Below are 14,266 nucleotides of genomic sequence, written 5' to 3'. Positions count from 1 at the left end.
AATGAAGCTCGGGATGATAACGCTCACCGGCGAGCTGCCGCTTCAGCCGGCGACTCCAATGCGCGAACAGGGATTTGAAGCGCGCTACCATTTTCCACTCTTGGTCTCTGGCGACCAATTTTTTCCAACTTCGGGCAAAAACTTAGAACAAAGCCATTGATGCGTCTAACAAGCAGCTCTTGTAATTCCGATCGATTTTGCTTCTTAGTTGCACCATGACTCTCGACCAGTTGCGCATCTTCGTCGCCGTCGCCGAGCACGGCCACATGACCAAGGCCGCTGAACGGCTCGGCATCTCGCAGTCGGCGGCCTCGGCCGCCATCCGCGCGCTCGAAAGCCAGCATGGCGTGCGCCTGTTCAACCGGGTCGGCCGCAACATCGAACTGGCCCAGACCGGCCATCGCTTCCTGCCGGAGGCGAAGGCGGTCCTGGATCGCGCCGCCGCTGCTCGCGGCGTTCTGGCGGATGTCTCGCAGACCATCGCCGGCAGCCTGTCGATCGCGGCGAGCCAGACCATCGCCAGCTATTGGCTGCCGCGTCGCCTGGCTGCCTTCCACGAAGCCTATCCGGCCGTGAAGCTGAGCGTGACGATCGGCAACACCAGGCAGGTCGAGACCAATGTGCTGGACGGCCGCGCCGATTTCGGCCTGGTCGAAGGCCGCACCGAGTCCGACATCCTGCGCCGCGCCACGGTCGATGAGGACCGTCCGATGTTGGTTGTGGCGCGCTCGCATCCCGAGATTGCGATGACGCGGGCGGGCAACCTCGACATCAGGGCGTTGCGCTGGATCATCCGGGAAGGCGGGTCGGGCACGCGCGAATCGTTGGAGGATTTCGCGCTCAGTCGGGGGGTGCCGCCGGCGGAATTGCAGATATTCCTCGTCCTGCCCAGCAACGAGGCCGTGCGTCAGGCCGTGGAGGCCGGCGCGGGAGCCACGATCATCTCGGAGCTCGTCGTCGCGCGCTCCCTGGCGGAGGGCAGCCTCAGGGCCGTGCCGGTCGAATTGCCGAAGCGCGACTTCGCCATGATCACGCACCGCGACCGCCAGGCGAGCCTCGCCCAGATGGCGCTGAAGGCGCATCTGGGTGGAAGGGTCAGCTGAACCCAGGCACCCGGACCATGTTCTTGGGATGCTGATCATCGCGAACGTTCGCGATTGTCCGAGGCCTCCGAACGTCGTCATCCACGGGCGGAGCGACGCGAAGCGGAGCGTAGACCCGAGGATCCATTCCGTGACCTTCGACGTGGAGTGCACCGGAGCAGAATTCTGCATCGCAGCGGCGCTTATACGTCACGGAATGGATCCTCGGGTCTGCGCGCGTCGCTTCGCTCCTTGCTCCGCCCGTGGATGACGAAGCGACCGGCGTCTTAGTCAACCTCCAGCCGTCACGCGTATTTCCGCTGCGCGTCAAGCGCCAAGCCGAGGCCGACCGAGCCGAACATGTCGCCCTCGATGACGGAGGCCTGCGGCACCAGGGAAAGAATCTGCCGCTTCGCCAGCGGGATGGCGGTCGAACCGCCGGTGAGGAACACAGCGGTGATGGCCGAGGCGGCAACGCCGGCGTCGGCGATCGTTTGTCTCACCGTCGCGGCTACGCGTTCGATGTCGCCAGCAATGGTCTCCTCGAGGCCGGCGCGCGTGATCTCGGCCGCGAAGCGCGCGCCGGGCAGCGACACCTTCACTTCGGCCGAAGACTGGTCGGTCAGCGCGATCTTCGCCCTTTCTACAAGGCCCGCCATCGCATGGCCGTAGCGATGCTCGACGACGTGGATGAAGCGGTCGACGAGGTCGGCCCGCTCGGCCTCGTAGCGGATCTGCCGCAGGTCGTTCATCGCCCTGGTAGTGTAGACGAGGTTGATGCGCTGCCAGGTCGCCAGGTCGATGAAATAGGCCGCCGGCAGGTTGCGCTTGTGGTCCTTGGTCCGTGTCAGATAGCCGAGCTCGGGCATGACATGGGCGATGCTGAGCAGCCGGTCGAAATCGGTGCCGCCGATATGGACACCGCGATTGGCCAGGATATCGGCCTTTCGGTCGGTCGAGAGCGCGCGCTCCGGCGAGACCCGCACGATCGAAAAGTCGGATGTGCCGCCACCCATGTCGACGATCAGCGCCAGTTCCTCGCGCGCGACCTTCTGCTCGTAATCGAGCGCCGCCGCGATCGGCTCGAACTGGAAGGCGATGTGCTTGAAGCCCTGCGCGCGCGCCGCCTTTTCGAGCTCGCCTTGCGCCTTCGCATCGGCGGCCGTGTCGTCGTCGACGAACTGCACGGGCCGGCCAAGCACGACGCTTTCGACCGGACCGCCTGCGTCCTCTTCCAGTCGCTTCTTGAGATGGTCGATAAACAGGCCGACGATGTCGATGAAGCCGATCTGGCGCGCCTTGATGCGCGTTTTCTCGCTGGCGAGCGAACTGCCGAGCACGCTCTTCAGCGAGCGCATCAGACGCCCCTCGATGCTGTCGGTGTAGTCGCTGATCGCACGGCGGCCGAAATAGGTGTAGCCGTCCTCGAAGTTGAAGAACACGGCGCTTGGCAAGGTCGGTTGCTCGCCTTCCAGCGCCACCAGTCGCGCCCGGCCGTCGCGGATCACGCCAACAGTGGAATTGGACGTGCCGAAATCGATGCCGCCGAATGCCGATCGCATCGCAGCCTCCTGTCGTTGCCTGGGCAGGGTTGTCGACGACGCGAAGCGCACGTCGTCCGGAAAGCCGGACCGCTCTGCCGAAAATCGAGATGTGTGTGCTTGTCCCTAGGGCTGGGAGGCGGCGATGTATCGCAAAACCGGGAAAAGGGAAACCCTCTTTTCAAGGGAAAATGGGTTCCATTTTTCCCGCGGGTATCAATCCTTGCGGAAGATGAGGCGGCCCAGCCAGCCGGTCACCATGGCGAGCGATATCGCGAACACGCCGTAGAGGAAGGCATAGTCGTGCGCGACGCGGAAGATCGATTGCTCGAAACCGGACTTGCGGATTTCGAGCTGGGCCGAGCTTTCCTTGATGAACATGCCGCTCTTGAACAGGAACGCGCGGGCTTTGTGGGTCCCAACCGGCACGTTGGGCGCCAGCCGCACGGTGGCGCGAAACAGGTTCTGCGACAGGAACTGCACGCCGCCGACATTCTCGCTGTAGAGGCCTGTCGCCGCCTTGCGGTCGCGGAGCGCGGCCGTGAATTCCTCGATGGTTGCCGGGCTGTCGGTCTCGTCGGCGGGCTTCATGTAGAGGTTCTGCGCGCCGAGCGAGAGCTGCTTGTATTTGGCAGGCTCGGCGATGTCTTGCAGCGGCCGCGTCGTCGCGACGGAATAGGAGACCGGCACGTTCTCGAACGTCTCCGAGTCCAGGTTGATCCAGACGCCGAGCACCCGGTCCTTGCGCCGGACGACAACAGGGCGTGGCGGGCCTTCGAGCACGACGATCACGTCATAGCGCCCCTGGCGCGCGACCAGCGGATCGGGATTTTCCAGCGATCCGAAGATGGTCAGGTCGGCGCCGGAGAAACCTGCCGTGATCGAAACGGCGTCGGTCGACAGGCCGATCTGGATGCTTTCGGTAGGCGGCGTTTGCGCGGTTGCCGGGGAAAGGGCAAAGAGCATCGACAACGAGGCGGCGGCTGCGAATGCTCTCAGTCCCGCCATCAGTTCAGGCCCGCGGCGGAAAGCGAATAAAGATTCGGCGGCGTCACGAAGAGATCGACGGCAAGGCGGATGGCGACGGCCAGCACCAGCATCGCCAGCAGCGCCCGCAACTGTTCGCCGCGCAGCCTCTGGCCGGCCTTGGCGCCGTATTGGGCGCCGGCGACGCCGCCGGCCATCAGCAGGAAGGCCAGGATCACGTCGACCGTCTGGTTGGTCGTGGCGTGCACCAGCGTCGTATAGGCCGAGGTGAAGATGATCTGGAACAGCGAGGTGCCGATGACGACATTGGTCGGCACTTTAAGCAGGTAGATCAGCGCCGGCACCATGATGAAGCCGCCGCCGACGCCCATGATCGACGACAGGAAGCCGATCCCGGCGCCGAGCCCGAGCACCGGGATGACGCTGACGAACAGCTTCGAGGCGCGGAAGCGCATCTTGAACGGCAGCCGGTGGATCCAGTTGTGCTGTCCGGATTTCTTGAGCACCGGCGCCGCGCCGCTGCGGCTGGCGCGCAGCGCATTGACGCTTTCGACCAGCATCAGCCCGCCGACCGTACCGAGCAGCACGACGTAAAGCAGCGAGATGAACAGGTCCAACTGGCCAAGCCGGCGCAACAGCGCAAAGACGAAGATGCCGGCCGTCGAGCCGACGATGCCGCCGGCCAAAAGCACGCCGCCCAGCTTGAAATCGAGCGTGCCGCGCTTGAAATGCGAAAGCGCGCCGGAAAAGGAGGAGGCGATGACCTGGTTTGCGCCGGTGGCGACGGCGATCGCCGGCGGGATGTTGTAGAAGATCAGGAGCGGGGTGATCAGGAAGCCGCCGCCGACCCCGAACATGCCCGACAGGAAGCCCACCGCCGCGCCCATCGCCAGCAGCACGAAGACGTTGACGGAAATTTCCGCGATCGGGAGATAGATGCCCACCCGTCTGTCTCGATCATTTTGTCTGTCGGCGCATAGTGCCGTCCCCGGACAATAAAGCACCGAAAAGCCAATTTTTTCTTGCGACGGCGCGGCGGCGGGTTCAACCCCCGCCGCCGCGCCGAAACAAAAACCATCTCAATCAGTTAACAGGCAAATGTGTGGCAAGGCGTCGTGTATGCGACGCGCGTGCCGTTATTTCTTCGCCAGGAGCGCCTTGACGAGCGGCGCGTCGATCTCGCCGGTCGGCTTCATCTTGTTGTCGGTCTGGAAGGCCATGATGGCGTCCTTGGTCTTGCCGCCCATCACGCCGTCGGCGCCGCCGGCATCGTAGCCGTTCTTGTTGAGGATCAGCTGGATGTTCTTCACCGCCTTCTTCATGTCGATGCTGGCGGTGGTCTGCGGCGCGCTGTCCTGCCAGGACTCCGGAACGTCGGCCGAGTTGGCGGCCGCGTTGAGCGGCTTGGCCTTCCACAATTCGGCGGCCGCGCGCGCTCGCTCGAGCTGCTCGGGCCGCAGCGCGTTGGCGATCTCGTCGCGCTTGGCGGCGGCGTCCTTGTCGCCGGTCTTGGCGACCAGCGCGAACCATTTGTAGGATTCTTCCAGGTTCTGCTTCATGCCGACGCCCTTGGCGGCCAGGATGCCGAGGTTGAACTGGCTGTCCTTGACGCCGAGGTCGGCGGCTTCCTGGAACCAGTGCGTCGCCGATTCATTGTCGGTCACGCCGTCCGCCGCCATGGCGAACAGCACCGCCAGATTGTGCATTGCGCTGGCATTGCCCTGTTCGGCGGCGAGTTGGTAGTAGGTCTTGGCCTTCTTGATGTCGCGCGCGACGCCGATGCCTTTTTCGTAGAAATTGCCGATACGGTATTCGGCCGGCGCGAAGCCGAGCTCGGCCGACTGCTCATACCATTTGGCGGCTGCCTTCATGTCTTCCTTCACGCCGCGCGATTCCGCGTAGCGCGAGCCGATCTCGAACAGCGCCTTGGCGTCGCCGCCGGCGGCCGCGTCGCGCAGCGCCACCGGCCCGATTTCGGAGGGAATGTCGAATTTGGCCGCGGCTGTCTGGCTTGCCGCAGGCGGCACGGCGCCTGTCGTGTCGGCGGAGGTGGCTGCCGGTGCGCCGGCGGGGGTGCTCTCGGCGGCGGGGCTGGCCGTCTCTGGGGCCTTGGCCATCGGCTGCGTGTCGCCATCCGTGTCCGTCGCGGTGGCGGCTGCGGCAGGTTCGGACGGCGTCGCCGAGCCCATCGGGGCCGGCGCGGGCTCGGCAGGCGCGGCAAGCGCCACTGGCGCGGGCGTCGGTTCGGCCGGCATGGCGGCGGCTTCAGGACTTGCGGGGATGGAAGCGGCCGGCGCCGCGTCCTTGACAGGCTCGGCCTGCCTGACGGGGTGGGCCGGGGTGCTTTCGGCCTGCGCGGTGTCCGTGTCGGCCTTCGGTGCGGCTGTGGCATCGAGCGAAGCCGTATCGACCGTCTGCGTAGAGACGATCGGTGCGGGCTGGTTGTTGGCCGTTTCGACGGGATCGGCCAAGAAGGCCTTGCCCAGCTGCAGGCCCGCCAGCGCCATCATGATCGCGGCGGCCGCCATCAGGATCGGCTTGCGCCGCGCCTTGAGCAGGTCGCCTATCCTCAGCGCCTTCACCGGGCCGGTCATGGTCGATTGCCGCTTCAGCGTATCGGCTTCCGCTGCGGCGGCCTGCGCCGCGCGGCGGGCCGCGGCGATGAAATCGGACTTGGCGGCGTCGCCCTCGGCGCGCCGGGTCGGCTGGCCGCCACGCTCGTCGCGCACGCGCTTCATGATGGCGTTGAGGTCCGGCGCGCCGGAACCTGGTTCCAATGGCCGGTTGGCGGCCTTCGGGTCAAGCGGCTCGTCGATGTCGACGCTTGGCACGTCGCCCACCGGCGCCGAGCCGGCAAGCGGCTGCGTATCCGCATCCTTCTTGCCCTTGAAGGCGCGCGCCAGGCCGCTGAACATCGATTTCCTGCGGCCTGCCGTCTCGCTCTTGTCGCCGATCACGTCCGGTCCGAGCGCTGCCATGGCCGCTGCGGCCGCGGCTTCCGCGGGCGTGCGCGGTGCATCTGGCTCATCGCGTTCATCGCGCATGATCGCCGCGGCGCGGCCTTCCAGGCTGGCCATGTCTCCCGTGAGCGGCAGCGGCAGCGGCTGGTCGATGTCCATCGAAGGCGCGTCCTGCACCGCGATCTTGCCGCCGCGGCCGCCGCGCTTGCCGGCCGGTTGCGGATCGACCAGCTCGCTGACCGCTTCGCTGGCCTCGCTCGTTTCCAGCGAGCCCAGCCTGTCGACGATCTTCAGCAGCGTGTCATGGATCGCCTCGAATGTCCGCGAGTTGCGCTCGTCGGAGCGCCGGGTGAGCGCCTCGAGCGTCTTCAGGTCCTGGGCGAGGCCGGCAACGGCGGTCGCGTTCGTCTGGGCCGTGCTGGACGTCGAGTCGGAAAGCGATTTGACGGCGCTCTCGGCCGCCTCGCGCGCCACGCTCAGGATGGAATCGCGCGTGCCGGCCAGCGACTTCTCGATCTGGTTGAGGCGCGGGCTGATGTCTTCGAACTCGGGCAGCGGCGTGCCGGGCTTGGAAAGATGCGCCGACAGGCCGGCGACCTGCGCTTCCAGGCTGCGGATCAGCGCCGGATCGATGCCCGCGACCTGCTGCGAGGACATTTCCAGCCGACTGGAAATGTCCTCGAGCCGGCTTTCCAGCCCGCGGATCGCCATCTCGTTGGCGGGATCGGGCGTGCGCGTCTCGATGCGCTCGGCCAAAGCGGTGAAGCGGGCGTCGATCGCCTCCATGATGCCGGCGCTCTCGTCCCGGCGCGTGCGCTGGTCGAGCCTGTCCGCGACCTCGTCCAGCCGACGCTCGAGATCGCGGAACAGCATATTTCCCTGTTCGATCGCATCGCCCTGGCGGCGCTCAAGCAATATTGACAGCGCGTCGAAGCGCTGCTCAAGGCCCTGGAAGATGTGGTCGGCATCTGGCATGGCCGGCGCGCGGTCCATCTTGTCGGTGATCAAGGCGATCTGCTTGCCGAGCCGCTCCATGGCCTGCTCGGGCAGGTCCGCCCTGCCGGCCAGTTGATCCACACGGCTGGACAGGAGACTGAGGCGATCCAGAACTTCCGCTCCAGGCCGCGACTGTGCGACCTCTTCGATCTGAACCGCCAGGGAGGCCATGCGCTTCTCGATCCGGCCGAAGCTTTCGGGATCGAAGGCATTGGCCTGCGCGGCCACCGTCGACGCGACGATGGCGCGCGAAATCTCATCCAGCCGCTCGTCGATCATGGCGAGCGTCTCGCCACCGCGCGCGGTCTGCTGGCCGGCGAAACGGTCGACCGCGCCGGCAAGCGTGCGCACCTTCTCCTCCAGCGAGCGCAGCGAAAGCGATTCCGGCAGGTTGCTGACGGCGCTGCTGATCTGTTCGAGCCGATCGGTCAGCACCGAAAGGCTCGGGCCTTCGGCGCGCTTGCGCTGGTCGGCGTCGACGCGGTCCTCGAAGGCGCTCCAGCGGCGATCGAAGTCGTCCCAGCGGCGGTCGACCTTCTGCAGGCTTTCCTCGCGCGCCAGCGTGTCCAGCGCGCCCTTCACCTGTTCCAGTTCCAGCCGCAGCAGGTTGACGCTGCGGTCGTCGCTTTTTTCGGCGAGCGTCTGGATGGCTCCCGAAAGCCGCTCGAATTCGAGGCCGAGCTCGGCGCTGCTCTTGTCGGGCATGCCGTTGGACGGAGCGCCACCCTGGCTGTTGGCCTGCATGGCGCGATCGATGTCCTGGCGGAACGCTTCGAATTCGCGCTGCAGGCCGACGGTCATTTGGTGGCGCAGTTCCTCGCGCAGGCCGCGCAGTTCGACGGCGATCTTGCCGACCATGGCGACGCTGTCTTCCTGGCCGCGCACCCGGTCGATGTCACGCGCGATCGCCTGGTAGCTGTGGCCGAAGGCGGGTGCGGCGGGCGTCGGATTTTGCGGGGCGCGATTTTGCGGCCATTGGTTCTGCGGGCCAGGATTTTGCGGTGCCGGATTCTGCTGCGGCCGGTCCAGCGGCCTTTGCGCGGAATAGGTATCCTCGTACCAGCGCGGCTGGCCGTAAGGCTGCGTGCTTGGATAACGCGGCTCGACCGGCGGCCGCCGCGGGTCGGGGCGATCGGGCATGTCGGCGCGCGTCCGGTCCAGGCGCTGCTCCAGCGTTTCGAGCGAGCGGTTCAGTTCTTCGAGCGAGGGCTGCGGCCGGCGTTGCCTGCCGGCGTTGAGTGTATCGAGATAAGACCGCTTGCTGTTCATCGATGCGCCCGTGTTCAGAATGGCCGGCCAAAGGCCGGTTTCCCAAAGTCCTGTCGGGAACGAAGCGAGCCGGGCGGTTTTGCCGCGGAGGAAGACGGGCTTCCCGGGTTTTCACCCGCGCTTCGAAAAACCGTGAAAAATTCGCTACAGGATAAACACGGGTGGCCGACATGCGCACATTTCGCCCAACGTGGTAAACAAGGCGTTAACCAAGCTTAAGAAGACGCGCATAAATCATGTGCCGCCTTTTGGGTGGTGCGGCATAATGGGCCGTTTTGACAACGCCCTTGCGTCACCTCGCGGCTGTCGATATAGAATTGACGTAAACGTAAAAGGTGCGAAGCCGTGCCTCTTGCGATTGACTTGTTGCAACCACGATTGGAAGCACGCCCCCGCTTCCATTCAGGCGACGCTTGGTCCGCGACCGCGACGCCACCAGGGGAAAGCCAGTGACCATGAAACTTGTTTCGCCCGGCGAAGCCGCGGCCAATACCAATGACATACCGGTCGAAGCCGGCGAGGAATTCGTCCGCATAGGCGAGATGGCCAAGAAATACGGTGTGACGCTGCGCACGCTGCGTTTCTATGAAGACAAGGGCCTGCTCAATCCGCATCGCGACGGCTCGACCCGTCTCTATACGCGCCGCGACAAGGCCCGGCTGAAGCTGATCCTGCTCGGCCGCAAGGTCGGGTTCTCGCTGCGCGACGTCAAGCAGATGATGGATCTCTACGATCCGACCGGCACCAACACCAAGCAGCTGCGGCTGGCCCTCGACAAGTCGGAGAAGCAGCTCGCCCGCCTGCAGAAGCAGCGCGCGCTGATCGACGACGCCATCAACGAGTTGAGCACGTCGATGACGGCGGTGCGCCAGATGCTCGTCGAGCGCACCGCGGCGCCGCAGGCCAGCGCCGCCGGCTAACGCAGGCCCTCGATAGCGACGATCCCAGAAATAGAGAGCCGCGCGGCTATGGTCGCGCGGCTTTTTTGTCGCCACAATGCCGGACCGCTCACGTAAATTTTTGGCTGCGACGAAGTTGACGTTTACGCAAACGTCAATATTTGTTATCGAGGCATCGACATTGGCCCGGCCCCCTGTTCAGGACGTGGATAAGGAACTTGCTGGCCGGCCGGCACTATAAGGGTGGAGGAAGGCATGATGATCTACAGGGCGCCGGTCCAGGACACGCTGTTCGTTCTCAACGACGTGCTGGGCTATCAGCGCTATTCCAATCTTCCGGGCTTCTCGGATGCGACGCCCGACGTGCTCGAGGCGATCCTCGCCGAGGGCGCCAAGCTTGCCGAAAACGTCATGCATCCGTTGAACCGCGTCGGCGACATGGAAGGCTGCGTGCGCCATGACGACGGCTCGGTGACGACGCCCAAGGGTTTCAAGGACGCTTACGACCAGTATCGCGAAGGCGGCTGGATGGGGCTTGCAGCGCCTGCCGAGTTCGGCGGCCAGGGCCTCCCTTACGCCGTCCACACCGCCGTCTCTGAATATATGATCTCCGCCAACATGGCGTTGATGATGTATCCCGGCCTGACGCAAGGCGCGATCGCGGCCATCGTCACCCACGGCACGGACGAGCAGAAGGCGACATGGCTGCCCAGGCTGATCGAGGGCACCTGGACCGGCACCATGAACCTGACCGAGCCGCATTGCGGCACCGACCTCGGCCTGCTGCGCACCAAGGCCGTTCCCAACGGCGACGGCACCTACAGGATTTCCGGCCAGAAGATATTCATCTCCGCCGGCGAGCACGACATGTCGGACAACATCGTCCACCTGGTGCTTGCCCGCGCCGAGGGCGCGCCGGAAGGCGTGAAGGGCATCTCGCTGTTCATCGTGCCGAAGCTCAAGCTCGATGCCTCGGGCAATCCCGGCCAGCGCAACACGCTCTCCTGCGGCTCGATCGAGGAGAAGATGGGCATCCACGGCAACTCGACCTGCGTCATGAATTATGACGAGGCGGAGGGCACGCTGCTCGGCGAATTGAACGGCGGCCTGAAGGCCATGTTCACGATGATGAACGAGGCCCGCCTCGGCGTCGGCCTGCAGGGGCTTTCGGTCTCCGAGATCGCCTATCAGAACGCGGTCTCCTACGCCAAGGACCGCCTGCAGGGCCGCTCGCTGTCGGGCGCCAAGGCGCCGGACAAGAAGGCCGACCCGATCATCGTCCATCCCGACATCCGCCGTTCGCTGATGACCATGAAGGCGTTCAACGAGGCCGGCCGCGCGCTGGCGTTGTGGACGGCGATCAAGTCCGACGTCGCGCATCGCTCCGGCGACGACAAGGACCGCCAGGCGGCCGACGACTACACCGGCTTGATGACGCCGGTGGTCAAGGGCGTGCTCACCGATAAGGGTTTCGATCATGCGGTGATGGCGCAGCAGGTGTTCGGCGGCCACGGCTACATCGAAGAGCACGGCATGAGCCAGTTCGTGCGCGACGCCCGCATCGCCATGATCTATGAAGGCGCCAACGGCATCCAGGCGCTCGACCTCGTCGGCCGCAAGCTGGCGCAAAATGGCGGCCGCGCCGTGCAAGCCTTCTTCAAGGAAGTCGGCGAGTTCTGCGAGGAAAACCGCGCCGACGAGAAGATGGCGTCCTTCACCAAGGCGCTGAAGAAGGGTCTCAACGATTTGCAGGCGGCCACCATGTGGCTGGTGCAGAACGCCATGGCCAAGCCCGACAATGCCGGTGCAGCCTCGACCGATTACATGCATCTCTTCGGCCTGGTGGCGCTGGGCTACATGTGGGCGCAGATGGCGAAGTCGGCGCAGGCGAAGCTCGCCGAAGGCGCCAATGGCGCTTCGGCGTTCTACGATACCAAGCTGGTGACCGCACGCTTCTTCATGGAGCGCGTCATGCCGGAGACGGCGACGCGTCTTGCCCGCATCTCGAGTGGCGCGGACACGCTAATGGCGTTGCCGGCGGAAGCGTTCTAGGTTTGTCGGGCCGGGATCGCCGGTCCACCAAAATCGGAACGCGGAGGAAATCGTGGCGACAAATCCAGCCGAAATTCTTGGCCTGCCGAAGCCCGCCTGGGCGGCGGACGAAGTCGGCATGCTCTACGACATGGCGTCCCGCTTCATGTCGGAAGAAATCGCGCCGCGCTATGACGAGTTCGAGAAGAACGAGATGTTCGACCGCGAGAGCTGGCTGAAGGCTGGGGCCGCCGGCTTGCTCTGCGCTTCCATGCCGGAGAAATACGGTGGCTCGGGCGGCACCTTCGCCCATGAGAGCGCCATCATCGAGGCGATCGGCCATGTCGGCGTCGACGGCTTCGGCATCGGACTGCACAATTCGATCGTGGCACCCTACATCCTGCATTACGGCTCCGAGGAGCAGAAGCAGAAATGGCTGCCCAAGCTCGCGACCGGCGAGCTGATCGGCGCCATCGCCATGACGGAGCCCGGCGCCGGCTCCGACCTGCAGGGCGTCAAGACCCGCGCCGAGAAGGACGGCAACCATTACAAGATCAGCGGCTCGAAAACCTTCATCACCAATGGCCAGCTCGCCAACCTGATCATCGTCGTCACCAAGACCGACCCGGACAAGGGCGCCAAGGGCACCTCGCTGATCGTCGTCGAAACCGGCGAGGTCGAGGGCTTCGAGCGCGGCCGCAATCTCGACAAGATCGGGCTGAAGTCGAACGACACCTCCGAGCTGTTCTTCAACGACGTGCGCGTGCCGACCTCGAATCTGCTCGGCCACGAAGAGGGCAAGGGTTTTGTCCAACTGATGCAGCAGCTGCCGCAGGAACGGCTGCAGATCGGCACCGGCGCGATCGCCATGATCGAGCGGGCGCTGGCGCTCACCATCGACTACGTCAAGGAACGCAAGGCCTTCGGCAAGGCCGTCATCGATTTCCAGAACACGCAGTTCAAGCTGGCCGAATTGAAGACCGAGGCGACCATCGGCCGCGTCTTCTACAATGACTGCGTCGCCCGCCACATCGATGGCGGGCTCGATCCGGTGACCGCTTCGATGGCCAAATACTGGCTCAGCGACCTGCAGGGCAAAGTCGTCGATGAATGCCTTCAACTGCATGGCGGCTATGGCTACATGAATGAATATCCGATCGCCCGCATGTACCGCGACGCCCGCGTCCAGCGCATCTACGGCGGCACCAACGAGATCATGAAATTGCTGATCGGGCGCTCTCTCTGAGCGCGGCGGCCGGCAAAGCCAAGGAGCACGAAAATGACTGAGGCTTACGTCTATGACGCCGTGCGCACGCCGCGCGGCAAGGGCAAGAAGGATGGCTCGCTGCACGAGGTGCCGGCGGTCAGGCTCGCCGCCAGGACGCTCGAGGCGCTGCGCGACCGCAACGGGCTCGACACCGGCACTGTCGACGACATCATCTTCGGCTGCGTCGACCCGGTCGGCGAGGCCGGCTCCGTCATTCCGCGCGCCGCCGCCTTCGAGGCCGGCTACGACACAAAGGCGCCCGGCATGCAGATCTCGCGCTTCTGCGCCTCCGGCCTCGACGCCATCAATTTCGGCGCCGCCAAGATCGCGCAAGGCGCGGACGAGATCGTCATTGCCGGCGGCGTCGAATCCATGTCGCGCGTCGGCATGGGCATGTCCGGCGGCGCCTGGTTCATGGACCCTTCCGTCGGCCTGCCCGGCTGGTTCGTGCCACAGGGCATCTCGGCCGACCTGATCGCCACCAAATACGGTTTTTCCCGCGACGACGTCGACGCCTATGCCGTCGAGAGCCAGAAGCGCGCCGCCAAAGCCTGGGCCGACGGCCGTTTCAAGTATTCGGTGATCCCGATCAAGGACCAGAACGGCCTCACCATTCTCGACCATGACGAGCACATGCGGCCCTCGACCGACATGCAGTCTCTGGCCTCGCTCAACCCGTCCTTCGTCATGCCGGGCGAAATGGGCGGCTTCGACGCGGTCGCCGTGCAGAAGCATCCTGAGGTCGAGGAGGTCAATCACGTCCACCACGCCGGCAATTCCTCCGGCATCGTCGACGGCGCCGCCGCCGTGCTGCTCGGCTCCAAGAAGGCCGGCAAGGCGATGGGGCTGAAGCCCCGCGCCCGCATCCGCGCCTTCGCCAACATCGGCTCGGAACCGGTGCTGATGCTGACCGGTCCGGTCGACGTCACCGAGAAACTGTTGAAGCGTGCCAAGATGAAGCTGTCGGACATCGACCTGTTCGAGCTCAACGAGGCTTTCGCTTCGGTCGTGCTGCGCTACATGCAGGCCTTCGACATCCCGCATGACCAGATCAACGTCAATGGCGGGGCGATCGCCATGGGCCATCCGCTCGGCGCCACCGGCGCCATGATCCTGGGCACGGTGCTGGACGAGCTGGAGCGCCGCGACCTCAACACCGCGCTGGTCACGCTGTGCATCGGCGCCGGCATGGGCACCGCCACCATCATCGAACGCGTCTGACGGGGAGAGAAGA

At 65.2% G+C, this 14,266-nt stretch carries 10 protein-coding genes; 6 read left to right on the top strand and 4 right to left on the bottom strand.

Annotated elements, in window-relative coordinates:
- Positions 1 to 13: 13 nt before the first annotated feature.
- Both FJW10_RS30340 and FJW10_RS03875 read left to right on the top strand, forming a co-directional pair.
- Positions 14 to 160 (top strand): hypothetical protein, encoded by a 147-nt coding sequence (locus FJW10_RS30340; protein WP_181177398.1) that lies wholly within the window; start codon positions 14 to 16, stop codon positions 158 to 160.
- Positions 161 to 215: 55 nt separating this feature from the next.
- Positions 216 to 1,103, top strand: coding sequence for a LysR family transcriptional regulator (locus FJW10_RS03875; protein ID WP_140898518.1), 888 nt, complete (start codon positions 216 to 218; stop codon positions 1,101 to 1,103).
- Between the two features lie 284 nt (positions 1,104 to 1,387).
- On the opposite strand, the gene FJW10_RS03870 is transcribed toward FJW10_RS03875, so the two are convergent.
- The 4 genes from FJW10_RS03870 to FJW10_RS03855 form a co-directional block, all read right to left on the bottom strand.
- On the bottom strand, positions 1,388 to 2,644 hold the full coding sequence (locus tag FJW10_RS03870; protein ID WP_140898516.1) for an Hsp70 family protein: 1,257 nt from the start codon (positions 2,642 to 2,644) through the stop codon (positions 1,388 to 1,390).
- A 195-nt stretch (positions 2,645 to 2,839) separates the two neighbouring features.
- Positions 2,840 to 3,631 carry a TIGR02186 family protein gene (locus FJW10_RS03865; RefSeq protein ID WP_140898514.1) on the bottom strand — a complete coding sequence of 264 codons (792 nt, stop codon included), beginning with the start codon at positions 3,629 to 3,631 and terminating at the stop codon, positions 2,840 to 2,842.
- Entirely contained in the window at positions 3,631 to 4,554 is a 924-nt protein-coding gene (locus FJW10_RS03860; RefSeq protein ID WP_027169296.1) for a sulfite exporter TauE/SafE family protein, read from the bottom strand. Before FJW10_RS03860 ends, FJW10_RS03865 begins: the two co-directional genes overlap by 1 nt.
- 192 nt (positions 4,555 to 4,746) lie before the next feature.
- The gene (locus tag FJW10_RS03855) at positions 4,747 to 8,835 is read right to left on the bottom strand and encodes an SEL1-like repeat protein (RefSeq protein WP_140898513.1); all 4,089 of its coding nucleotides are present in this window, start codon (positions 8,833 to 8,835) and stop codon (positions 4,747 to 4,749) included.
- Positions 8,836 to 9,290: 455 nt separating this feature from the next.
- Here FJW10_RS03855 and FJW10_RS03850 point away from each other — a divergent pair, with 455 nt between their 5' ends.
- The 4 genes from FJW10_RS03850 to FJW10_RS03835 all read left to right on the top strand — a co-directional run bounded on the left by FJW10_RS03850 (position 9,291) and on the right by FJW10_RS03835 (position 14,253).
- Positions 9,291 to 9,755, top strand: a complete 465-nt coding sequence (locus FJW10_RS03850) for a MerR family DNA-binding transcriptional regulator (RefSeq protein WP_140673427.1) — start codon at positions 9,291 to 9,293, stop codon at positions 9,753 to 9,755.
- 234 nt (positions 9,756 to 9,989) lie between these two features.
- Entirely contained in the window at positions 9,990 to 11,786 is a 1,797-nt protein-coding gene (locus FJW10_RS03845; RefSeq protein ID WP_140898511.1) for an acyl-CoA dehydrogenase, read from the top strand.
- 52 nt (positions 11,787 to 11,838) lie between these two features.
- The gene (locus FJW10_RS03840; protein WP_140833903.1) at positions 11,839 to 13,011 is read left to right on the top strand and encodes an acyl-CoA dehydrogenase family protein; all 1,173 of its coding nucleotides are present in this window, start codon (positions 11,839 to 11,841) and stop codon (positions 13,009 to 13,011) included.
- Positions 13,012 to 13,044: 33 nt separating this feature from the next.
- On the top strand, positions 13,045 to 14,253 hold the full coding sequence (locus FJW10_RS03835) for an acetyl-CoA C-acetyltransferase (RefSeq protein ID WP_140898509.1): 1,209 nt from the start codon (positions 13,045 to 13,047) through the stop codon (positions 14,251 to 14,253).
- Positions 14,254 to 14,266 lie beyond the last annotated feature (13 nt).

Source organism: Mesorhizobium sp. B4-1-1, from assembly GCF_006439375.1.
Lineage (GTDB): Bacteria > Pseudomonadota > Alphaproteobacteria > Rhizobiales > Rhizobiaceae > Mesorhizobium.
The sequence above is the reverse complement of the archived record's forward strand: the minus strand, read 5'-3'. Positions and strand labels throughout refer to the sequence as shown.